The following is a 22,423-nucleotide window of genomic DNA, read 5'->3' on the forward strand; positions in this document are numbered from 1 at the left end:
CGATCCAGTATCCACTCGCCCACGACCCATTCCGCGAGCCAGCCGGGTTCAAGTTCGACAACCTGCGCTAGGTTGTCTTGCCTGGCAGCAAGATGTCCGAAGCCGACAACTTGGAAATCAGAACAGTTAGCGGGATGATCATACTCCCCGCATGTTAGCTGCCACTCGCCGTCGAAATGGCGAATGGCCAATTTTATCGATCTCTCCGCCCGAAGGACGTGCCCACATACGATAGTTCTTGTGTCCGGCTTTGAAGCTGCCATGGCGGATTGCCCGTCGATTGTCGTCCTCGCCCACTCTCAATCGCACGGATCGATCATGGTGCGCCATGCCCGAACATAATCGAGCCACGCCGGATCGGCCGGCGGGTCAGTCCGCTCGCCATGGTTCTTTGCCGCAGCGCCATCCGACGCCAGCAAGGCGGCGCCGATGCTGGTGCCTGTCGCGGCCTCGGAGGCAATGACGGCGCGCGCCGTCGCCGCAGCCAGCATGCGGGTGAACTGCCGGTTGCGGGCGAAGGGTCCTTCGACGATGGTTGACCCCTCGCCGCCGATCAGGTCGAGGCAGGTCGCGGTCATCAGCGCCAGGTAGAACGAGATGGCGACAAAGCGCTGGCCGGCGCTCATACCGTCCGCGTTAACCCATGATGCGGTATGATGTGGAAACGGCCCCGAACCCTGTTGGGTCGAGGGCAACAGGGACGTCTTCCGCGCCAGCACCGTGGCAACATCGTCGTCCGTCCAGTTCTCCGATTGGCCCTCGGTCAGCACGGAAAACTCGCGGCCGCCCATGAAGCGCGCCGAGGGCACGGGATCGCCGAGCGCGTTGACATTGACCAACGTGTCGCGTGCAGGATCGAGCGTGACCTTGCTGCCACCTACCGCCATCGACACCACCCAGGTGCCGGTCGAGACGACGGAGAAGGGCGGCTTGTCGGACAGGAGATGCGGCAGCAGCGAGGCGTTGGAATCGTGCAGGCCGCAAAACACCGGCGTTTGCGGGTCGAGGCCGGTTTGCCGCGCGAGAGCGGGCAGGATCGGGCCCAAGCGGTCCTTGGCCTGCCGCACCGGCGCCATTAGCCGGCGCCATTGCAGCCGGTCGACCAGTGAGGAAAAATCCGCTTTCCACGGGTTCCACAGATCGGTGTGGCAGCCGAGCGAAGTCACCTCGCTGGCGGCGACGCCGGTCAGGCGCAAGGCCCAGTATTGCGGATACATCAGCATCGCGGCGGTTCTGGCGAAATCCGCCGGAAAGCGCTTCTGCTGCCAAAACAGCTGCGCGCCGAGATTGAGGCCGGCCGGCAGGCGTGGCGTGCCGGTCTCGAAGAATGCCGGACGGATCGTGTCATAGTCCCCGGCAAGGGCATCCGGCCCGTCGAATTCGTAGTCGAGCACCGGCAGCGCCAGCTCGCCTGATGCGTCGACCAGCACGCCCGTTGCGCCATGGGTGGTGATCGATATCGCATCGATGCGCTGCTCGCGATCGATCTCGGCCAGGCTGCCGAGGATAAACGCCCATAACCGCTCGACGTCATGGTGCGGGTACTGGCCTTGCCGAACCGGCTCGTTCGCCACCGTGCGCAGGGCCACTTCGCTCGATGTGGCGAGATCGACCAGCGCCACCTTGGCGTTGGTCTTGCCGATATCGATAACGGCGACGTAGCGGGTCATTCCATATGGAACATTGTTTCCAGCGGCACCGCCACCGGCTCGTTGTTCGGCTTGGTTTCCATGATGTCGGCCATCTCGGCCCATCAGCGCTGCATCACCGGATGCTTCGGCAATTCGTCCATACCGTGGTCATCGCGTCGCCACAGCACGCCGAACAGTATGTTGGTCTCCTCGTCGAGATGGATCGAGTAATCGGAGATACCAGCCTGTTTTAGCAACGCGACGAGTGACGGCCAGATGTCGTCGTGGCGCCTCTTGTACTCGGCCTTCATGCCGGGATTGAGCTTCATCTTGAACGCGTATTTCTCCGGCATCAGGCAAAGCGCTCCCGCCGCACGCGCCGCCACAGGATCGGCAGCGCGATGACGATGATCAGCAGCAGGCCGATGAAGATCGACATGACGATCCCGGGCACATTGAGCAGGCCGAGGCCGAAGGTCACCAGTCCCATGATAAAGGCCGCCAGCACCACGCCCAAAATGCTGCCGGCGCCGCCCAGGATGCTGACGCCGCCGAGCACCACCATGGTAATGACTTCGAGCTCGTAGCCCTGCGCGATAGACGGCCGGGTCGAGCCGAGCCGCGATGTGATCAGCACCGAGGCGATGCCCGCCATCAGTCCGGTCAGGCAAAACAGGATGAATTTGATGCGGCCTACGCGTACGCCGGAAAACCGCGCCGCGACCGGGTTGTTGCCGATGGCAAAGACCCGGCGGCCGAAGCTCGTGCGGTGCAGAAGGAACCAGTAGATAACTGCCGCGATCAGGAACAGCGTCAGTTCGAACGACACGACCCACCAAACATAGCCCTGGCCGAAGAAGGCGAAACTCGCGGGGTAGCCCTTATAGGCACGGTCGCCCAGGATGATGAAGGCAATGCCGCGAAACAGGCTCATCGTGCCGATTGTGACGACGATCGACGGCAAGCCGAGCCTGGTGACGAGCAGGCCGTTGAATGCGCCGCAGCCGAGCCCGACGACGAGGCCGATTGCCACCAGCACCGGAGTGCCGGCGCCGGCCTGCACCGCCATGCCCATCATCGTTGACGCCAGCGCAATGATGGCGGCGACCGACAGGTCGATTTCGCCGGAGATGATCAGCAGCGCCATGGCCAGCGCGATCAGCGCCTTTTCCGTGAAGTTGAAAGTCAGGTCCGACAGCGACCACGCGTCGAGGAAATAGGGCGAGGCAAAGCTGTTCACGGCAAAGATAGCGATGGCCACCGCGATTAGCAGCGCCTCCCATGAGAAAATCGCCGCAGTGAAAGGCTTGTCGAGCCGATCGGGAATGTGGCGTGTGGCAGGGGTGTCGGTCATGCCGCTTCCGCCTTCTTGAGAATGATGCGGCCTTGCCGGCGTTCGCCGCGTGCGTTGAGCACTACGGCCAGGATGATGGCGCTGCCTGAAATCGCCATTTGCCAGAAGGGCGAGATGTTGATGACCGGCAGCGCGTTGGAGATGATGCCAAGGAACAGCGCACCGAGCACCGCGCCGCCGACCGAGCCGATGCCGCCGGCAATCGAAATGCCGCCGATGACGCAGGCGGCGATGATGTTGAGCTCATAGCCATTGGCGACCTCGACCGAGGCGATGACGTAGCGCGAAATCCAGAGATAACCGCAGAGGCCGCCGATCATCCCCGAAATGCAGAAGACGATGAACTTGGTCCGGCCGACATCGATGCCGGCATAGACCGATGCGGTCGGGTTGACGCCGATGGCATAGATCGAGCGGCCGAGCGCGCTGCGCGTCATCACGAGGAAAAACAATGCAATGACCAGCAGGGCGATCCACGACAGCACCGGAATACCGAGGAACGCCGCGCGCTGCAGGCCGATGAAATCAGCGCTCATCTGGTCGGCATTGACCCAGGCGCCGCCTGATATGACAAAGGTGGCGCCGCGGTAGATGGTGAGCGTGCCGAGCGTAACCACGATCGAGGGAATGTTCAGCCGCCATACCAGCAGGCCGTTGATAGCGCCGAGCACCAGGCCGACCAGAAGTGCGATGACGATCAGCAGCGGGATCGGGATTGCCGGATGCGCGGCGTTCAGCATCGCCACCACCATGCCGGTGAAGCAGAGATTGGAAGCCATCGACAGGTCGATCGAGCGGGTCAGGATGACGACCATCTGGCCGAGCGCCAGGATCATCAGGATCGACGTGTCGTTGAACACCTGGCGCAGATTGGCCGGATCGGCAAAACCTGGAAAACGCGTTGAGATCAGCCCGATCAGCACGACGATTGCCGCCAGCAGCCAGACCTCGCGATATCTGAGAAAAGCCTTCATGCCGCGATCCCCGCTGCCGTCTTGACCAAGGTTTCGGCGTCGAGCCCCATATTGTCGTAGACCGCGGCAATGCGGCCCTCGCGCATGACGACGACGCGGTCGGACATGCCGAGGATTTCCGGCAATTCGGACGACACCATGATCACCGACAGACCTTGCGCGACGAGCTCGGCCATGAAGCCGTGCACGGCCGCCTTCGAGCCGATGTCGATGCCCTTGGTCGGCTCGTCCAAGATGATCACCTTGGGCGCGGTCGCCAGCCATTTGGCGATGACGATCTTCTGCTGGTTGCCGCCCGACAGCGTGCCGACGTCCTGGCTGAGCGAGGAGGCGCGCAGGTCGAGCCGCTCGGTGTAGGCGCGGGCCAGGGCAAACTCCTCCGCCAGCCGCAACATGCCGGACTTGGAGGTACGCTTGAGCGAGGGCAGCGAGACATTCTGGAAGATCGGCAGGCCGATCACCACACCTTGCTTGCCGCGCTCCTCCGGCACGTAGACGATGCCGGCATTGATCGAATCGGCCGCCGATCTCGGCGCGATCGCCTTGCCTTCCAGCGTGATTGTGCCTCCGCTGGTGCGGGTGATGCCTGATATCGCCTGCATCACCTCGCTGCGCCCGGCGCCGACAAGGCCGTAGAAGCCGAGGATTTCGCCCCTGTGCAGCTCGAAGCCTATGTCGTCGAACTCGGTCGGATGCGACAGGCCGGAGACAGTGAGCACCGGCGCGCCGATCTCGGCCTTGCGCTGCGGAAAGATATGATCGACGGCGCGGCCGACCATCATGCGCACGATCTGGCTCTGGCCGGCATCCCTAATCAGGCCTTCGCCGACCATCTCGCCGTCGCGGAACACCGTATAGCGGTCGGCGATGCGGTAGATCTCGTCGAACTTGTGGCTGATGAACAGGATCGCTTTGCCTTCGCTCTTCAGGAATTCGATCAGCAAGAAGAGCTCTTCGATCTCCTTCAGCGATAGCGCTGCGGTCGGCTCGTCCATAATGACGATTTGGGCATCAATCGACATGGCGCGGGCGACGGCGACGAGATGCTTGTTGGCGATGCCGAGGTCCTTCAGCCGCGCATCGGCGTCGATGTGCCCGGCACGCATCGTGTCCAGCACCTCGCGGGCGTTCTTGCGCATGGTGCGCCAGTCGATGGTTTTGAAACGCGTGCGCGGCGCATGGCCGAGGAAGATGTTTTCGGCCACCGTCAGGTCGTCGAACAGCACGGTTTCCTGGTGGATGGCGGTGATGCCATGCCCGAACGCGGCGTGGGCGCTGGGCAGTGTGACCGGCTGGCCGTCGATGCTGATCGTGCCAGCATCAGGCTGGTAGATGCCGGTCATGATCTTGACCAGCGTCGACTTGCCGGCGCCGTTTTCGCCGATCAGCGCGGTTACCTGGCCGGGATAGAGCGACAGGCCGACATCGTGCAGCGCGCGCACGCCGGGAAAGCTTTTCGAGATGCCGGACAGCGTTAGGCGCGGTCCGGGTGACAAAGGCGCTTCATTCGCCACTTCGTGTTGGGCTGTCGTGTCCATAATCGTATCAAGCCCTGAAACAAGGTTCGTTTGAAAGCGCGGCGGGACCTGAGCCCCGCCGCACCAGTTCGAAGGCTCCAGGATCAATAGATCTTGGAGAACTTTTCGATGTTCGACTTGTCGAACTGGAAGGGCGGAGCCATCGCGGCCGAGTTGGTGTCATCGAGCGTGACTTTGCCGACACGGCCGATCGACAGCGTCGCGCCGGGCTTCGCCTCTTCCTTCTTCACCGCCAGGTCATGGGCGAGGTAGACGGCGGAGTAGCCGAGATCGATCGGGTTCCACAGCGCAACCGCTTGGCTGGCGCCATTGTCGATGAACTTCTTGAACTCCGACGGCAGCGCCAGGCCGGTGACGTTGACCTTGCCGATCAGGCCTTCATCGGTCACCACCTGCGCGGCGGCAACGACGCCGACCGTGGTCGGTGCGATGATCGCCTTGAGGTTCGGATAGGACTTCAAAAGACCCTTGGCCTCGTCCGTGCTCTTGGCCGAGTCGTCGTCGCCATAGACGGTGGCGACGAGCTTGATCTTGGGGAACTTCTCCGGCAGCACCTTCTTGGCCGCGTCGATCCAGGCATTCTGGTTGGTCGCGGTCGAAGAAGCCGACAGGATGGCAACATCGCCGCCTTCCGGCAGGTAGTCGGCGGCAAGCTTGATGATGGTCTCGCCGATCAGGTTGGTGTCGGAGGGGTTGAGGTGAAGCTGGCGTCCTTCCGGCGCGACGCCTGAATCCCACGAGATGACGGTAATGCCGCGCTCCATTGCCTTCTTCAGCACCGGCACCAGCGCGTCGGCGTCGTTCGCCGAAATGGCGATGGCGTTGACCTTCTGTGCGATCAGCGAATTGACCACTTCGATCTGCGCTTCGGCGGTCGCCTTGGTCGGGCCGGTGTAGATGATGTCGACATCGCCGAGCTCCTTGGCCGCCTCTTCGGCGCCCTTGTTGGCGGCGTCGAAGAAGCCGTTGCCGAGCGACTTCACCACCAGCGCGATCTTGACGTTTTCGGCGTAGGCGGCATTCACGAACATGGCGGCGGAGAACGCCGCCGTAACCATCAATTTCTTCAGAAAGCTCATCGAATATCCTCCCTTGAGCGTTGCATTCCATCGCCGCTGCGGGCGTGAGGTTTCTCAGGCCTGCAGCGAAGATTCTTCCTTATTGCCCAGCGTTGTGCGGGCGACGATCAGCGTCACGCCGGCGGTCTCCAGCATCTTGGCCTCGCGATCCTCGATGCCGTCGTCGGTGATCACCGTGGCGATGCGCGACAGGCCGCACAGGATCAGGCTGGAGCGCTTGCGGAACTTCGAGGAATCGACCAGCACCACCAACTCGTCCGCCTGGTCGATCAGCTTCTGCTCGGCCTGGATCAGCAGCGGGTCGCCTTCCATAAGACCCAGCGGCCCCAGCCCCTGAGCGCCCATGAACATGCGGCGCGCGTAGAAATTGCGCGTCACGTCATTGTCGAACGGCGACAGGATGATGTTCTGCTCGCGGTAGATGGTGCCGCCCGACAGCATCACCGTGTTCTTGGAGTGCCTGAGCAAGTGCTCGGCGATCGGGAAGGAATTGGTGAAGATCGGCATGCGGCGGCCGGTCAGGAAATGTACCATCTGGAAGGTGGTGGTGCCGCCATTGATGATAATCGGCTCGCCGTCCTTGCAGAGTTCCACGGCTTCCCGCGCGATTGCCCGCTTCTGCGAAGCGTTGATGGTCTCGTTGACGGAAAAGGGCCGGCCGGCAAGGCCGATGAATTGCGGCGGCGAGAGCGCCTCGGCGCCGCCGCGCACCCGGCGCAGGCGCTTTTGCACGTGCAATGCCGCGATGTCGCGCCGGATTGTCGCCTCGGACGACTCCGTCAGGTCGACCATCTCCTGCACCGTCACCACAGGCTTTTCCTGGACGGCGGACAGAATGATCCTGTGGCGCTCTTTCTCGTGCATGGTTCCTCCCTGCCTGAGCATCTAGGCACCCAAAGCGCGCAGTGTCAATCATTTCCGATCAGATAATTTCATTGTGCAGCGCAATATGATTGATGTTGATTGTTTGTGATTGACAAGACGGCCGCTTGCGTAGAAATTCGCACAAAAGGGACCCGCGCCGTTTGCGTGTCCCAAAGGGAGGATATCTATGCTCGACAAGCGCTCCGGCACGCGCCTCGCCAATCTTTGGGATGACGCAAAAGCGCAAGCAATGAGCGAGCCCGAACGTCTGGTCTATCGCTCGAACGTCCTTGGCTCCGACAAGCGCGTCACCAATTATGGCGGCGGCAACACCTCCTCCAAGATCTGGCAAAAGGATCCGCTCACCGGCGAGAGCGTGGAAGTGCTGTGGGTCAAGGGCTCGGGCGGCGACAGCGCCTCGATCAAGCTCGACGGCTTCGCCACGCTCTACATGGACAAATTGCGCGCGCTGAAAGGTCTCTATCGCGGCCTCGAACATGAGGACGAGATGGTCGGCTATCTGCCCCATTGCACCTTCAACCTCAACCCGCGCGCGGCTTCCATCGACACGCCGCTGCATGCCTTCGTGCCGAAGCCTTATGTCGATCATATGCACCCCGATGCCATCATCGCCATTGCCGCCGCCAAGGATTCGCAGGCGCTGACCAAGGAGATCTTCGGCGACACGATCGGCTGGCTGCCATGGAAACGGCCAGGCTTCGAGCTAGGCCTGTGGCTGGAGAAATTCTGCCTCGAGAACCCCGAGGCCAAGGGTGTCGTGCTGGCCAGCCATGGCCTGTTCAGCTGGGGCGACACGCCGAAGGAATGCTACGAGACGACGATCTCGGTGATCAACCAGGCGATCGACTGGTTCGAGCGCAAGAGCCAGGGCAAGCCGATCTTCGGCGGCGAAGTCGTCAAATCGCTCGATGCGCCGGCGCGTCGCGCCGTGGCCGCAAGACTGATGCCGAGGATCCGCGGCTTGATCTCGGAGAAAAGCCACAAGCTCGGTCATTTCGATGATTCTCCTGCGGTGCTCGAATTCGTCAATTCCAGGGATTTGCGGCCGCTGGCGGCACTCGGCACATCCTGCCCGGACCACTTCCTGCGCACCAAGATCCGGCCGCTGGTCATCGAGTTCGATCCCAACAATCCGGACGTCGATGCCGTCATTGCCCGTCTTGCCGACGATGTGGCGGAGTATCGCGTCGGCTATCAGGCTTATTATGACCGCTGCAAGCACGCGGATTCGCCGCCGGTGCGCGATCCCAACGCCGTCGTCTATCTGATGCCCGGCGTCGGCATGTTCACCTTCGCCGGCGACAAGGCGACGGCGCGCATTTCGGGCGAATTCTACGTCAATGCCATCAACGTCATGCGCGGTGCCTCGACGGTCTCGACCTATGTCGGCCTGCCCGACCAGGAAGCCTTCGACATCGAATACTGGCTGCTCGAAGAGGCAAAGCTGCAGCGCCTACCCAAACCAAAGGCCCTTGCCGGCCAGATCGCGCTGGTCACTGGCGGCGCCGGCGGCATCGGCCGGGCGACCGCCAACCGGCTGTTGCGCGAGGGCGCCTGCGTCGTGCTGGCCGATATCGACGAAGCAGCCCTCGCCAGCGCCAATGACGAACTGGCGAAAGCCTACGGCAAGGATTTCGTGCGGCCCGTCGTCATCAACGTCACGTCCGAGGATCAGGTGATCTCCGGTTTTGCCGAAACGGCGGTCGAATTCGGCGGCATCGATATCCTCGTGTCGAATGCCGGTCTGGCAACGTCGGCGCCGATCGAGGACACCACGCTGGCGCTGTGGAACAAGAACATGGACATCCTGTCGACCGGCTATTTCCTGGTTTCGCGGGAGGCGTTCCGGCTGTTTCGGGCGCAGAAGATCGGCGGCAACGTCGTCTTCGTCGCCTCCAAGAACGGGCTTGCCGCATCGCCAAACGCCGCCGCCTATTGCACGGCCAAGGCAGCCGAAATCCATCTGGCACGCTGCCTGGCGCTGGAAGGCGCGGAAGCGCAGATCAGGGTCAATGTCGTCAATCCCGACGCCGTGCTGCGCGGCTCGAAGATCTGGACCGGCGAGTGGAAGGAACAGCGCGCCGCCGCCTACAAGATGTCGACCGATGATCTCGAAGAGCACTACCGCTCGCGTTCGATGCTGAAGCGCTCGGTGTTCCCCGAAGACATCGCCGAGGCGATCTATTTCTTCGCCTCCGACATGTCGGCAAAATCGACCGGCAACATCATCAACGTCGACGCCGGCAACGCGCAGAGTCTTACGCGATAAGCAGTCATTTGAGGGTTGGCGCCGACGCCGGACCTTTACCCTTCTCCCCGTCACTATACGGGGAGAAGGCGCCGGCAGGCGGATGAGGGGCAGCGCCAACCGAACGCATTTGGGAGGAACCATGTCCGAAACCATCATCTCCGCCGACCTCGTGGACAGGCACAATGCCGCGCGCGATGCCGACCTCAAACGCGACTACGAGTCTCTCGGCGAGCGCCTCGACCGCCGCGGCATCGCCATCGATGCAATCCGCGACAAGGTCGAGAAATTCGCCGTCGCCATCCCGTCCTGGGGCGTCGGCACCGGCGGCACCCGCTTTGCCCGCTTTCCCGGCGCCGGCGAGCCGCGCGACATTTTCGACAAGATCGAGGACTGCGCCGTCATCCGGCAATTGACGCAGGCGACGCCGAGCGTCTCGCTGCACATTCCCTGGGACAAGGCCGATCCGAACCGGCTGAAGCAGGCGGCCTCCCGCTTCGGCCTTGGCTTCGACGCCATCAACTCCAACACCTTCTCCGACGCCAGGGACCAAAGACTTTCCTATAAGTTCGGCTCGCTGTCGCATGCCGATGCAGCAACACGCCGGCAGGCGGTCGAGCACAATCTCGAATGCATCGAGATCGGCAGGACGCTGGGCTCGAAAGCGCTGACGGTGTGGATCGGCGACGGCTCGAATTTTCCCGGCCAGGTCAATTTCGCCAAGTCGTTCGAGCGCTATCTCGACGCGATGAAGGAGATCTATGCCGGGCTGCCGGACGACTGGAATCTGTTCACCGAGCACAAGATGTACGAGCCGGCCTTCTATTCGACCGTCGTGCAGGATTGGGGCACCAACTACATCATCGCCAAAGAGCTTGGCGACAAGGCGTTCTGCCTGGTCGACCTCGGCCATCACGCCCCCAACGTCAATATCGAGATGATCGTGTCGCGGCTGATCCAGTTCAAGAAGCTCGGCGGCTTCCATTTCAACGATTCGAAATATGGCGACGACGACCTCGACGCGGGCTCGATCGATCCATACCGGCTGTTCCTGGTCTTCAATGAGCTGGTCGATGCCGAGCTTGCCGGTGCCGAGGGGTTCGATCCGGCCCACATGCTCGACCAGAGCCACAACGTAACCGATCCGATCGAAAGCCTGATGCTGTCGGCGATAGAGGTGCAGCGCGCCTATGCCCAGGCGCTGCTGGTCGACCGCAAGGCGCTCGAGGGCTTCCAGGACGCCAATGACGCGCTGATGGCGACGCAGACGCTGAAGACAGCCTATCGTACCGACGTCGAGCCGATCCTCGCCATGGCACGGCTCAAGACCGGCGGCGCCATCGATCCGGTCGCCGCCTACCGCGCCGCCGGCTACCGGGCGAAGGTCGCAGCGGAACGGCCGGCGGTGGCAAGCGTCGGCGGCGGGATTGTTTGAAGCTGGGGTGAAAATTGAAAACCCGCCACGAAGGGCGGTCGTTGGAGCCAATTAGCACCACAGCCAGATTAGTAGCATAGCTGCCGGCACAAAGCAAGAACAAAATTGCCTGTCAGCGTTGAATGTTGGCGAAAACCAAAGCCGAAATCCGATCTCCCCGCAAGGCGGAGATCGGCAGCTTAGCCGGAGGCGCGAAGCCTCGCCGTATCTTCCCATTAATGTCAGTAGACTCAACCCCGCCAAGCGCGTTTCCTAGGCCTATCCCAAGCCCGGAGAACGGCCATGCACCACACCCGCCGAACCCTAATCGCTGTCAGCCTTTCCCTCACCCTGACCTTCGTCCCGTTCCTCGCCTTTGCCGCCTCGCCGCAGCCGGCGAGGGGCGAGCACGGCATGGTGGTGAGCGCCCAGCATCTGGCCTCGGAAGTCGGCGTCGAGGTGCTGAAGAAGGGCGGCAATGCCGTCGATGCCGCGGTCGCCGTCGGCTATGCGCTGGCCGTGGTCTATCCGACCGCCGGCAATATCGGCGGCGGCGGCTTCATGACCATCCGCTTCAAGGACGGCCGCTCGACCTTCCTCGATTTCCGCGAGCGCGCGCCGCTGGCCGCGACCAAAACCATGTATCTCGACAAGGACGGCAAGCCGGTGAAGGGCGCCAGCCTCGACGGCTATCTGGCGGTCGGCGTGCCGGGCTCGGTCGCTGGTTTCGAATTGGCGCGGGAGAAATACGGCACGCTGACGCGGCAGGATTTGCTGGCGCCGGCCATCCGCTTTGCCAAGGAAGGCTTCCTGCTGGAGCAGGGCGATGCGGCCTCGCTCCAGGGCGGCGCGGAGCGGTTGGCGAGGGACCAATCGGCGGCAGCCATTTTCCTCAAGCCGGACGGCAAGCCTTATGCCTTCGGCGAGCGCCTCGTTCAGCCCGATCTCGCGGCTTCGCTTGCCGCCATTTCCGAACGCGGGGCGGATGCCTTCTACAAAGGCGCGATCGCCGACGCCATCGTCAAGGCGAGCGGCGAGAAGGGCGGCATTCTGGCCAAGGCTGATTTCGAAAACTACGCGGTGCGCGAGCTCAAGCCGGCGACCTGCAATTATCGCGGCTACGAGATCATTTCCTCGCCGCCGCCGAGCTCCGGCGGCGTCATCATCTGCGAGATCCTCAACGTGCTTGAGTTCTATCCGCTGTCCTATCTCGGCGCGGGTTCGGCCGAGACGGTTCACGTCATGGTCGAGGCGATGCGCCACGCCTATGTCGACCGCAATTCGGCGCTCGGCGACCCCGGCTTCGTCGACAATCCGGTCGCAAAACTGCTCGACAAGAATTACGCTAGGGAAATCCGCGAAAAGATCGATCCGTTCCGGGCCGGCGTGTCGCAGGAACTGATGCCGAAGGGCTTTGGCGAGAGCAGCGAGACAACGCATTATTCGATCATCGACAATGATGGCAACGCCGTCGCGGTAACCTACACGCTGAACGGCTCTTTCGGCGCCGGCGTTGTCGCCGCCGGCACCGGCATCCTGCTCAACAACGAGATGGACGATTTCACCCAGAAACCCGGAGTGCCCAATCTCTATGGCCTGGTCCAGGGCGAGGCGAATGCGATTGCGCCGAAAAAGACGCCGCTGTCGTCGATGAGCCCGACCATCCTCGCCAAAGACGGCAAGCCGTTCATGGTCATCGGCAGCCCCGGCGGTTCACGCATCATCACCATTACGCTGGAGGCGATCGTCAACGTCGTCGACCACGGCATGAACATCCAGGAGGCGATCGACGCGCCGCGCATCCATCACCAATGGTTGCCCGACACGGTCTATATCGAACCGTTTGGCCTGTCGCCCGATACCGAAAAGCTGCTTACCGGCATGGGCTACCGCCTCGATCTTGCCGACACGACCTGGGGCCAGGCGGCCGGCATCCTGGTCGGCGGCAAGAGCCTGGCGGAAATCGAGAAGGGTGGCGGCGCCCGCTACAATGGCGCCATCGACAGCCGCGCCGCATCCGGCAAGGCTATCGGGTATTAGACCCCAAAAGTGGGAACCGGTTTTCGGATAAGATCATGGTCAACAAGAAGATTTCGCTCTGAATCAGGTGACCAGCGCGATCGTGGACGCTATCAGCATCAGCGCCGCGATGCCGACGAACAGGGCGTAGATGCGCGGCCGGTCCAGCAGAAGCGCATTGCCGGATATCCATGCCGCGGTGGCGCCGCCAAGCGCGAAAAAGAAGGTGCTGCGGCGCCCGAAGCTCAAGCCGGCAGCCATCAGGCCACCGATGATCAGGGCGCCGAACACGATGATCACGGCAACTGCGTATTTTTCGAAATCGTTGCTGCCGGCGCTCGGGCCGATCGCGTTCAACCTCGACAGATCGTCCGGATCGAACGGGCTGGTCGACCCATATTCGTCTTGACCGACAGGCTCATGCATCATTCGTTCTCCGCAAACCAACAGCAAATCATCAAGCCTCGCCGAGCGCAACCGCTCGCCGAATGTGATCGGCACGGTGTTCAACACTTTCTGGCGGCGGCTTGCCAGAGATTTTTGGATTTGCGCTTTGATCGCCCCGCTGCGCGGCCTGCTCAAGCGCTTTGCCCGAGCTGAATCTTCAAGCCGCCCTGGCCAAAGACTGCGTCGCCTGAACGGAAGCCCCAAGCACCGCCTGTGCGGTGTCGGCCTGCCTTTCATCGACATGCGCCAGCACCAGGATCACACCTTGTGCGGCATCCGGCTTGCCTGGCTGCTTGCCGATATCGGACAATGTGCCGAAAAGTCTGCCGGCAACGCAGCCCAAGGCTGCACCGACGAGGGCCGATGCCAGCCATCCCGCGCCGAGGGGATCGATACCTGGGATATCAAAGGCGCCGAGGCCGGCCAACAAACCCGCCGCCGCCCCAAGGGCGGCACCGCTGCCTGGACCGCGCAAGACGGTGCCGAGTTCGTCATCGTAGGGTCCGATGACACTGATCTGGTGGCGCGCAATTCCTGCCACCTGAAGTGTTTCGACGGCTCGCGCCGCCTGGTCAAGGGAATCGAAAAGTCTGCTGATTGTTCGCATTGAAACTGCCTGTGAGGCCCCCCGGCCCTCCACCGTACGGCGGGGTTCCTGCCGAGCGAAGACGCCGGGGAACCGCCTAACGCAAACGTCACCCGCCGCTCATTTCTGAGCGGCGGGCGATGGCTGCCCGAGCTTTCACGTCACTCGATGACCTTGACGATCTTGCGCGTGCCTGGGTCGACGACAACGGTGCGGTTGTCAATCACGACATAACGATATTTGACGCTCGGGACCTCATGAAGCTCGACGGTGTCAGGGAGCGTCGAGCCGATATTGAGCTCCACCCCAGGGATTTTCACCGAGGCCAGCGGCTGCTTCTTCACATACTCCTTAATGACCGTTTCCTGCTCCGGCTCGATGACAACGTCTTGCGCCGCAGCGGCGCCGACGCCTGCCAGCAGCAACAGTCCCGCCACCGCGGTGGAAAAATGCATTCTCATAGTCGTCTCCTTTGCGAACTCGGTCCGCTCGTCGCGCCAAGGCTCACTCGAACGGAAGGCAGCTGAAAACGTTCCGTCGACGGGGCTTCGGTCCCGCCCGGCAGGGACCAACCGACGTGTTGCCGCAGGACCTAAGTCTGATCCTTGCGCGCAAAGGGTGGGTTTGTCGCGCATCCCGGAACCGCCGCGGCGCGTGGCCGTTGCTGGCTGCACGTTCCGGGAGGATTCCATGGAAAAAGTCGACGGTTGCTCGCACCGATCTTGGCTGTTCCATTCCGATCGAAACCGGCATCTGCGCAGCCCTGTCCCTTCCTGCGCCGATAGGGTTCGCGCGTCACTTTGTGGCGGGCGAACCCTCAAATTGCTGCGTGCTTCTGACCAAAGTTGACCCCCTGAAGCGAAGAGAAGGGGCGAGGAGAAGTGAAATGGCCGACGACAAGAGCAAGCGAGACTTCAGCGACCGCAATCGCGTTTCGGCGGATGAGTATTATGAGGTCGAATATTTCGCGCGCGAAAATGGTGTTTCGCCCAGCCAGGTGAGCAAGCTGATCAAGAGGACCGGTGGCGACCGGATGATCCTCTCGCAGGCGGTGAAGGTATTGCGCGAGCGCAAGTGAGATGCCGGCGAAGCCAACGGTGGAAAGGCACTGATCACGATCGGCCGAGATCCGGCCAGCTATCGACAACGTGCCCGGATGCCGCCGCTTCGGCCAAGCGCAATGCCCCGTTACTTCTTCGATTCCGATGAAGACGGAATCGTCTATTCCGACGATCAGGGAACGCTATATGTCGATTTCCCGCTGGTCAGGAAAGAAGCTCTTCGCACATTGGCCGAGATGGCCAGGGATGGCCTTCCTCACCGCAGAATTGCAGTCAAAGTCCGGGACGACCGTGGCGGTCTGGTCCTTGAAGTGGCTTTGACCTTTGCCGTCGAAACGCGGCACCTCGACGAGTGGATTTTCCAGATCGACTTGCGCACGAACTGACGCCTCGATCGTCATCGCGCCGACCATGAGATTCTGGTGCAGCCGGCATCTTTCCTAGAGTGGAACATTAGAAGTTTCTAATTGTTATCTTAAGCAGCGGGAACCTCCCGGGTTTCTGCTGCAGATCGGGGTGCAACCCGGTCGGCCCGCGCCCTCCGCCAGAGGCGCGGGCTTCGTTTGTTTAGCTGATGCGCAACGCCGTCCGGCAGCAGCATATTGGAAACCTGCGGGAGCATTAGTAGCATCAGTCGCTACCGTGGCGCCCTGGCGCCCAGGCAACGGAGCCCGTCGTCCGACAGGCCGGCGGGCTTTTTTGACGCGGGTCGCTCCTTGCGCAATCGGTGGAATTCTGGCCGGCGCCGCTTCGTGTGGCATGGGGTAAGGTGCCCTGACGCAACGCCGGCCAAGCGGAAATCAGGTCCGCCGCAGCCAGATAGTAGCCGCGCTGGCGCAGCAGGTAATTGCGTGATCGCGGAAGCTACACCATTGCAGACCACTCGCCACGAGCCCGGCCCGTGCAGCGGCTGACTCAAGGCATTCATTCATTCTGACGATGCACCGGACGCCCGGACGGCGGAAATTGGACGGCGCGCTCGCTCTCGATTCGCCGGCCGGTGGTGTTCCCCTGCAGATTTTCGGACGAAAGGCCATTCTATCCTTGTTGCGCCTGGATTCTTATCAGATCGTGGCAAGGATTGCCTTTCCCGCCGCGTTTGCCGGCGTTCTGCTATTCGCCCTTTTGCCGGAGCAGCTCCTGCAGGGTCTTGGCCTGGCTTTCACGTTTGATCACGACAAGCTCAATCACGCCGCCGCCTTCGTCGTCCTGGCGGCTCTCGGAAGTCTCGGCTGGCCGGAACACAAGGCGAAGCTGATCCTACTCCTCGTTCTCACGGGCGCAGCGATCGAGGGTATTCAGGCCTTGCAACTGATAGGGCGCGACCCGGATCTATTCGACTGGGTGGCCGACTGCGCGGGAATCGCGTGCGGACTGATGGTTGCAGGCTGGACAAAGCGGCTCGCCGGCGGATTGCCATAGGTGCCGAGAGCCTAACAGCGCCGGCGCACCCGCGCTCCAATGTTGTGAAAATGGCCGGCGCCACTGGGGGGCGCGTTGGGGTAAGTTGCCTGATGGGGCGCCGGCCAGGCGGAAAAATCAGGTCCGCCGCAAAATAACATAGCAGGAATGGCAATGCGCGGCAGTAGCGTGATCGCGGAAGGTCCGCGCTCGCGCCTCCGGTGCGGTGACCCGTTTTGGGTCAACAATTCTGGCACCTGAATTGCATTGTAAGCAATGCCGGGGAATCCCGGCAATGTCCCCGAATATGGGGCCTCGCCGCTTCGCAAATGGAGCGGCGGGCCTTTTTGCCGGACGCCGCCAAATAGGCCGATCAGCGGCTTAGCTGATCACGGTGTGCTTGCCCCATTTTCCCTTCCAAGTGGTTATTCTCACAACAGAAATTCTAAAGCGCCCAAGCTTCGGTGCTTGACACAGGTCGCGACAACTGGATAAGTGGATACACGGATACGCTCTGATCGGACCCAGGACATGGCAGCAGACGCAATCGAGCCGTTGGGCATCACGACCGCCGAGGAGGAGGCTTATCGCCACATTCAGCGGGCCCTGAGGATGGGGCGTTATCGGGCCGGGGACCGGCTGATCCCGGAAGAGATCGCGACGGAAATCGGCATGAGCCGCATGCCGGTTCGCGAAGCATTCCGCCAGCTGGCCGCGGAAGGTCTTGTGGTCATTCGCCCGAACCGTGGCTGCATCGTCGCCGGGCTTACCCTCGATGAGATCTACGAAACTTTTGAAATCCGCTCGGTGCTCGAAGGGTTGGCGGTAAGGCTTGCCATGCCGCATATCGATTTCGAAGTGCTTGAAGAACTGGAACGCCAGCTCGACCGGATGGAGCGCGCCAGCCAAACCGGCAGCAGCGACTGGGTCGTGCGCCATCAGGCCTTCCATCTGCAGATTTGCCAATTGAGCAACAGACCCAAGCTGGTCCGGCAGATTGCCAGCCTGCACGTCGTGATCGAGCCCTACCTGCGCATCTGGTTCGACTATGTCGACAAGCCCGCCAGCGCGCGCGCCGAGCACGAGATCCTGATTGAGGTGTTGCGGTCAGGTGATGCCGGCAAGGCAGAGATCGTCATGCGGGATCATATCGTCGAGACGGCGCCCCTTCTGGCCAACTTCGCAAGTCCCGGCCGCCGCTAGAGAATACCATCTAACTCGTTGAAGCCGGAAGATAATCCGGCACGACGAAAGGGAACTGCCATACCGGCAAAAAGAGGAGAATGACATGAAAATTAGCCGCATCGCAGCCATTGCGTCGGTCCTGTTCGGCCTGGTCCAGGCCGCCGTCGCACAAGAAACGCCGAAGGCAATTACCATTGCCACCGAAGGAGCCTATGCGCCCTGGAATTTCACAACGGCCGACGGCAAACTGGACGGCTTCGAAGTCGATCTCGCCAATGATCTGTGCGGGCGAATGAAGATCGAGTGCAAGATCGTCGCACAGGACTGGGACGGCATGATCCCCGCGCTGACGGTCGGCAAGTTCGACGTGATCATGGCGAGCATGTTCATCACTGAAAAACGTCTGAAGATCATTGACTTTACCCAGCCATATGCGGTGGATCCCTCAGGTTTCGCGGTCGCAAAGGATAGCGAACTGGGCAAGCTCGGCATTTCCAACGAGCGGTTCAAGCTGGAGAATGAAGCCTCTGCGCAGGCGGCAATCGACAAGCTCAAGCCATTGCTGAAGGGAAAGATCATTGGAGTTCAGGCCGCAACGGCGAACCTGGAATTTGTGAAAAAATACTTCTCGGACGTCGCCGAGATTCGCGAATACAAGACCACCGAGCAACACGATCTCGATCTTGCCGCGGGTCGCATCGACGCGCTCTTCGCACAGCAGACAGCGCTGGCCGCCACGCTGAGCAAACCGGAGTTCAGCGACTACACGCTTGCAGGACCAGGATTTGTCGGGGGGCTCTTCGGTCTTGGCTCCGGCGCCGGTATGCGCAAAGAAGACACCAAGCTGAAAGACATGCTCAACGGGGCCATCGACGGCGCGATCGCCGATGGCACGATCAAAACCCTGTCGCTTAAATGGCTCAAGAGCGACGTCACTCCAGTCAAGTAGGCGCTTGTCGGCGAACGGCCATTCCTGACCCGTTCCGGAGCTGAGCCGTTCGCCCTGCCGGGGGTATCAATGGTTGACGCATTCCGGCTGCTTGGTTTCCAGCACGGAGGTTGGGGGGCAGCTCTTCTCATGGCGGCCTCGGTTACAGTGCTTCTGTCTGTGCTGGGCTTTGCGCTTGGTGCTGTATTTGGCGGGCTGGCAGCGGCCGGGCGTCTCCACAACTCCCAAATATTGAGGTTCTTGGCCCTTGGCTATTGCACGGTTTTCAGAGGCGTGCCCGACCTTCTGACCATTTATCTGCTTTACTATGGAGGAAGCGTCGCCCTGACCTCGCTTGGTCATAGCCTGGGCGGGTCCGGATTCGTCGGCGTTCCGGCCTTTGCCACCGGAACCTTGGCTATCGCAATCATCTCGGGCGCCTATCAAGCCGAGGTCTATCGAGGGGCTTACCTCGCCATCGACCAGGGACAACACGATGCCGCTTGCGCGCTTGGTCTCAACCGGCTGCAGCGGCTGCGACAGGTTATTTTTCCCCAGCTCCTGAGATACGCGCTGCCAGGTCTCGGCAATGTGTGGCAGTTGGTTCTGAAGGACTCCTCGCTGATATCGGTAATCGGCCTCGTTGAACTGATGCGCCAGGCACAGATCGCTGCAGGTTCGACCCGTGAACCATTCATCTTCTACATTGCTGCAGCCTTGCTCTATCTGGCTATCGCTTCCGTCACCGGCCATGCCTTTTACCGTCTGGAACGAAAGGCGCCGTGGCGCGTCCGGTCGGCATGATAGATTTCGGTTTTTTCCTCGAAATCCTGCCGAAGCTCCTCGCCGGCCTGCCGCTCACGATGGAATTGGCCCTGACTTCCATCGTTGCCGGCTTCGTTTTTGCCGTCACATTGGCGCTTGCCCAGCAATCGGAATCGCCATTCGTCGTCTTGCCGATCCGTGGCTTCGTTGCCGTGTTCAGGGGCACGCCTCTGCTGGTGCAAATTTTTCTGACCTATTATGGCCTTGGTCAGTTTCGGCACCAACTGTCGGCAATTGGATTATGGGCCGTTTTCCGCGAACCCTACTGGTGCGCAATCATCGCGCTGACACTCAACACCACCGCCTATGGCAGCGAAATCGTCCGTGGCGCGATTCAATCGGTGCCACGCGGCATTGTCGAGGCGGCCCGGTCTGTCGGCCTGTCCACCTATTTGACCTATCGGCATGTTATCCTGCCGCTGGCCTTTCGCCAGGCTCTGCCGAGTTACGGCAATGAAATCATCCTGATGATCAAGGGCACGTCTCTGGCCTCCATCGTGACCTTGATGGAGGTGACTGGAATTGCCCAGGGATTGATCTCCCAGACCTACCGCGCCTTTGAAGTCTTCATCTGCGCGGGCGCCATTTATCTCACTTTGAACTTCGCGATCATCCGTGCCTTGGCGGCACTCGAATACTGGATGTCGCGGCATCTGCGGCATCGCCCCTCGACGATGAGCGACGCCGCCTCTTGAGCACGATCAGAAGGGCATAGCATGCGAAATTTTGAGAAACCAACGCGCTCGGTCGTCGTTTCACGCAAGGCCATGGCCGCCACCTCTCATGCGTCGGCGACCCTGACGGCGGTCGAAATCATGGCAGCAGGCGGCAACGCCATGGATGCCGCCATCGCAGCCTGCGCAGTGCAATGTGTCGTCGAACCAGCCTCGACCGGCATTGGAGGCGATTGCTTCGCTCTTCTGTCGCGAAACGGATCCGGCGAGGTCATCGCCTACAACGGATCGGGCAGGACACCCGCCGCTCTCACAATTGACTGGTTCCTCGAACGTGGCATGGCCGAGGTGGCCCGCAATTCTCCTGGCTCCGTCACCATCCCGGGAGCGATCGATGCCTGGACCAGATTGCACACTGATCATGGGCATATGCCCTTCGATCAAATCTTGGCCCCTGCTATACGTTTCGCCGAGGAAGGCTACGCCATTTCACCGCGGGTCCATCGTGACTGGGCGTTGGAGGAAGAACTTCTGGCCTCCGATGTTGCCGCGAAACGGATTTTCCTGCCAAACGGTCGCGCACCACGCGTTGGCGAAGTGCACCGCCAGCCTGAGTTGGCTGCAACGCTGCGGCTGATTGCCGAGAAGGGACGAGAGGCTTTCTATACTGGCCCTGTGGCCGAAGACATGGTCGCCTATCTTCGTGGGCTCGGCGGATTGCACACACTCGAAGATTTCGCCTCGGCAACAGGCGAGTACGTGACCCCGATCAGCACGGCGTTTCGAGGCTGCGATGTGTTCGAATGTCCGCCGAATGGCCAGGGTGTGATCGCCTTGCTGATTCTAAACATCCTCTCGCGCTTCGAAGCCCACGGCGACCCGCAATCCGCGGACCGGCTTCACCTGGAAATTGAAGCGACACGCCTCGCTTACGCCGCGCGTGACCTGCTCGTCGCCGATCCTGATACGTCCGAGGTCCCGGTGGCCGACATGTTATCGAATGCTTGGGCCGATCGTCTGGCCGGCATGATTGACCTAAAGCGTGCCCGCGCGGACCTGCCGGCGTTCGACATGCCGCTGCACAGCGACACGGTCTATATTTCCGTTGTCGACAAGGATCGCAATGCGGTCAGTTTCATCAACTCGGTCTTCGACAGCTTTGGCTCGGGCCTGGTCTCTCCGCGCTCCGGTGTCGTCTTGCACAATCGCGGGCAAAGCTTTTCGCTTGACCCCAGGCACCCTAATGCAGTGGCGCCGAACAAGCGACCTTTGCATACCATCATACCCGGAATGCTTGCGAGAGGCGGCCGGGCAGAAATGCCTTTCGGCGTTATGGGTGGCTACTACCAGGCAATGGGCCACGCGCACCTGCTGACGAAGGTGCTCGACTTCGGGATGGATCTGCAGGAGGCGATCGATCTGCCGCGGGTCGCCCCCGTCAGCGGCACGATGAACGTCCAGGCCGAACACGGGCTCGCTCGCGAAACCGCAGCTGAACTTAGCCGACGCGGTTTCGAGATCATTCCTGCCACGGACCCGATCGGCGGTGCGCAGGCTATCCGCATCGATTGGGCAAACGGGACGCTGCTGGGCGGTTCCGAGCCGCGCAAGGACGGCTGCGCCCTCGGTCTGTAGGGTGGCCAGAGCGGGATCCAAGATGCTGAAGAGTTCTTCATCGACATTTGGCCGGCGTCGCTGGCGCCATGGTCCAGACTAATTCTTGCACGCCGTCGACAATCCGCTCGGCGCGAGATCGTCACCCATGTCTCCAGTATAAACCGTGACCTATGTGTCCGGAATGGGCCGGGAAAAAATGGTGCCCAGAGGCGGATTCGAACCACCGACACGCGGATTTTCAGTCCGCTGCTCTACCAACTGAGCTATCTGGGCCTGCCCCGGCGGGCGGCAGTCTGCACACCGGGTTCATGAAAGCGCCGTCGGCACCCCTTGAAAGCGCGTGGGTTATAGCACGGGAATTCGGCCTGTCCAGCGCTTAGAGCATGATCCCGAAAAGTGGAATCCGCTTTTCGGAAAAGATCATGCTCAAACAAAAAGCATGATCCCGAAAAGTGGAATCCGGTTTTCGGAAAAGATCATGCTCAGAGAAAACGCCAGAACCTGTTCCATCCGATTCTATCCGGGTGGAACAGGCTGGACATTGATTTCAGGCAGAA

Annotated in this window: 20 protein-coding genes, 1 tRNA gene and 1 pseudogene; 12 read left to right on the forward strand and 10 right to left on the reverse strand. The window is 61.5% G+C overall.

What is annotated here, in order from left to right; translation table 11 throughout:
• Positions 1-299 precede the first annotated feature (299 nt).
• The 7 genes and pseudogenes from NKH23_RS18065 to NKH23_RS18095 form a co-directional block, all read right to left on the reverse strand.
• Positions 300-1,670 (reverse strand): FGGY-family carbohydrate kinase, encoded by a 1,371-nt coding sequence (locus NKH23_RS18065; protein ID WP_353025681.1) that lies wholly within the window; start codon positions 1,668-1,670, stop codon positions 300-302.
• Positions 1,667-1,984, reverse strand: a pseudogene (locus NKH23_RS18070) (L-rhamnose mutarotase). Before NKH23_RS18070 ends, NKH23_RS18065 begins: the two are co-directional and overlap by 4 nt.
• Positions 1,984-2,985, reverse strand: coding sequence for an ABC transporter permease (locus NKH23_RS18075; RefSeq protein ID WP_353025683.1), 1,002 nt, complete (start codon positions 2,983-2,985; stop codon positions 1,984-1,986). Before NKH23_RS18075 ends, NKH23_RS18070 begins: the two are co-directional and overlap by 1 nt.
• Positions 2,982-3,959, reverse strand: coding sequence for an ABC transporter permease (locus tag NKH23_RS18080; protein WP_352977907.1), 978 nt, complete (start codon positions 3,957-3,959; stop codon positions 2,982-2,984). Before NKH23_RS18080 ends, NKH23_RS18075 begins: the two co-directional genes overlap by 4 nt.
• Complete coding sequence (locus NKH23_RS18085) at positions 3,956-5,497, reverse strand: sugar ABC transporter ATP-binding protein (protein WP_353025685.1); 1,542 nt, start codon at positions 5,495-5,497, stop codon at positions 3,956-3,958. Before NKH23_RS18085 ends, NKH23_RS18080 begins: the two co-directional genes overlap by 4 nt.
• A gap of 83 nt (positions 5,498-5,580) precedes the next feature.
• Complete coding sequence (rhaS, locus tag NKH23_RS18090; protein WP_292660985.1) at positions 5,581-6,576, reverse strand: rhamnose ABC transporter substrate-binding protein; 996 nt, start codon at positions 6,574-6,576, stop codon at positions 5,581-5,583.
• Positions 6,577-6,630: 54 nt separating this feature from the next.
• Entirely contained in the window at positions 6,631-7,440 is an 810-nt protein-coding gene (locus tag NKH23_RS18095; protein ID WP_292660987.1) for a DeoR/GlpR family DNA-binding transcription regulator, read from the reverse strand.
• 187 nt (positions 7,441-7,627) lie between these two features.
• Between NKH23_RS18095 and NKH23_RS18100 the strand changes: the two genes are divergently transcribed.
• The 3 genes from NKH23_RS18100 to ggt (NKH23_RS18110) all read left to right on the forward strand — a co-directional run bounded on the left by NKH23_RS18100 (position 7,628) and on the right by ggt (NKH23_RS18110) (position 13,163).
• Positions 7,628-9,730, forward strand: a complete 2,103-nt coding sequence (locus NKH23_RS18100; RefSeq protein ID WP_353025690.1) for a bifunctional rhamnulose-1-phosphate aldolase/short-chain dehydrogenase — start codon at positions 7,628-7,630, stop codon at positions 9,728-9,730.
• A 121-nt stretch (positions 9,731-9,851) separates the two neighbouring features.
• A complete protein-coding gene (rhaI, locus tag NKH23_RS18105) occupies positions 9,852-11,144 on the forward strand; it encodes an L-rhamnose catabolism isomerase (protein ID WP_353025692.1) in 1,293 nt (430 codons plus the stop codon).
• A 282-nt stretch (positions 11,145-11,426) separates the two neighbouring features.
• Positions 11,427-13,163, forward strand: a complete 1,737-nt coding sequence (gene ggt, locus NKH23_RS18110; protein ID WP_353025694.1) for a gamma-glutamyltransferase — start codon at positions 11,427-11,429, stop codon at positions 13,161-13,163.
• Between the two features lie 63 nt (positions 13,164-13,226).
• On the opposite strand, the gene NKH23_RS18115 is transcribed toward ggt (NKH23_RS18110), so the two are convergent.
• Positions 13,227-13,571, reverse strand: a complete 345-nt coding sequence (locus NKH23_RS18115; protein WP_254820014.1) for a hypothetical protein — start codon at positions 13,569-13,571, stop codon at positions 13,227-13,229.
• Positions 13,572-13,632: 61 nt separating this feature from the next.
• Between NKH23_RS18115 and NKH23_RS18120 the strand changes: the two genes are divergently transcribed.
• Positions 13,633-14,199, forward strand: coding sequence for a hypothetical protein (locus NKH23_RS18120; protein ID WP_353035119.1), 567 nt, complete (start codon positions 13,633-13,635; stop codon positions 14,197-14,199).
• A 137-nt stretch (positions 14,200-14,336) separates the two neighbouring features.
• Here the strand turns inward: NKH23_RS18120 and NKH23_RS18125 are convergent, their stop codons facing one another.
• Entirely contained in the window at positions 14,337-14,636 is a 300-nt protein-coding gene (locus NKH23_RS18125; protein ID WP_352482452.1) for a DUF1236 domain-containing protein, read from the reverse strand.
• Between the two features lie 425 nt (positions 14,637-15,061).
• Here NKH23_RS18125 and NKH23_RS18130 point away from each other — a divergent pair, with 425 nt between their 5' ends.
• The 8 genes from NKH23_RS18130 to ggt (NKH23_RS18165) all read left to right on the forward strand — a co-directional run bounded on the left by NKH23_RS18130 (position 15,062) and on the right by ggt (NKH23_RS18165) (position 21,884).
• Entirely contained in the window at positions 15,062-15,253 is a 192-nt protein-coding gene (locus tag NKH23_RS18130; protein WP_353025698.1) for a DUF3606 domain-containing protein, read from the forward strand.
• A gap of 102 nt (positions 15,254-15,355) precedes the next feature.
• Positions 15,356-15,622, forward strand: a complete 267-nt coding sequence (locus NKH23_RS34625) for a DUF6894 family protein (protein WP_502912360.1) — start codon at positions 15,356-15,358, stop codon at positions 15,620-15,622.
• A gap of 580 nt (positions 15,623-16,202) precedes the next feature.
• Entirely contained in the window at positions 16,203-16,658 is a 456-nt protein-coding gene (locus NKH23_RS18140; protein ID WP_353025702.1) for a VanZ family protein, read from the forward strand.
• Between the two features lie 534 nt (positions 16,659-17,192).
• Positions 17,193-17,840 (forward strand): GntR family transcriptional regulator, encoded by a 648-nt coding sequence (locus NKH23_RS18145; RefSeq protein ID WP_352715601.1) that lies wholly within the window; start codon positions 17,193-17,195, stop codon positions 17,838-17,840.
• An 85-nt stretch (positions 17,841-17,925) separates the two neighbouring features.
• On the forward strand, positions 17,926-18,771 hold the full coding sequence (locus NKH23_RS18150; RefSeq protein ID WP_353025704.1) for a transporter substrate-binding domain-containing protein: 846 nt from the start codon (positions 17,926-17,928) through the stop codon (positions 18,769-18,771).
• Positions 18,772-18,840: 69 nt separating this feature from the next.
• Entirely contained in the window at positions 18,841-19,554 is a 714-nt protein-coding gene (locus NKH23_RS18155) for an ABC transporter permease (RefSeq protein WP_353025706.1), read from the forward strand.
• Positions 19,551-20,270 (forward strand): ABC transporter permease, encoded by a 720-nt coding sequence (locus NKH23_RS18160; protein WP_353025738.1) that lies wholly within the window; start codon positions 19,551-19,553, stop codon positions 20,268-20,270. The genes NKH23_RS18155 and NKH23_RS18160 overlap by 4 nt, the downstream gene beginning before the upstream one ends.
• Positions 20,271-20,291: 21 nt before the next feature.
• Entirely contained in the window at positions 20,292-21,884 is a 1,593-nt protein-coding gene (gene ggt / locus NKH23_RS18165) for a gamma-glutamyltransferase (protein WP_353025708.1), read from the forward strand.
• 179 nt (positions 21,885-22,063) lie between these two features.
• Here the strand turns inward: ggt (NKH23_RS18165) and NKH23_RS18170 are convergent.
• Positions 22,064-22,139: transfer RNA gene (locus tag NKH23_RS18170), tRNA-Phe, on the reverse strand.
• Positions 22,140-22,423: the final 284 nt, after the last annotated feature.

The sequence above is a fragment of the Mesorhizobium sp. M1328 genome, from assembly GCF_040318075.1.
Taxonomy (GTDB): domain Bacteria; phylum Pseudomonadota; class Alphaproteobacteria; order Rhizobiales; family Rhizobiaceae; genus Mesorhizobium.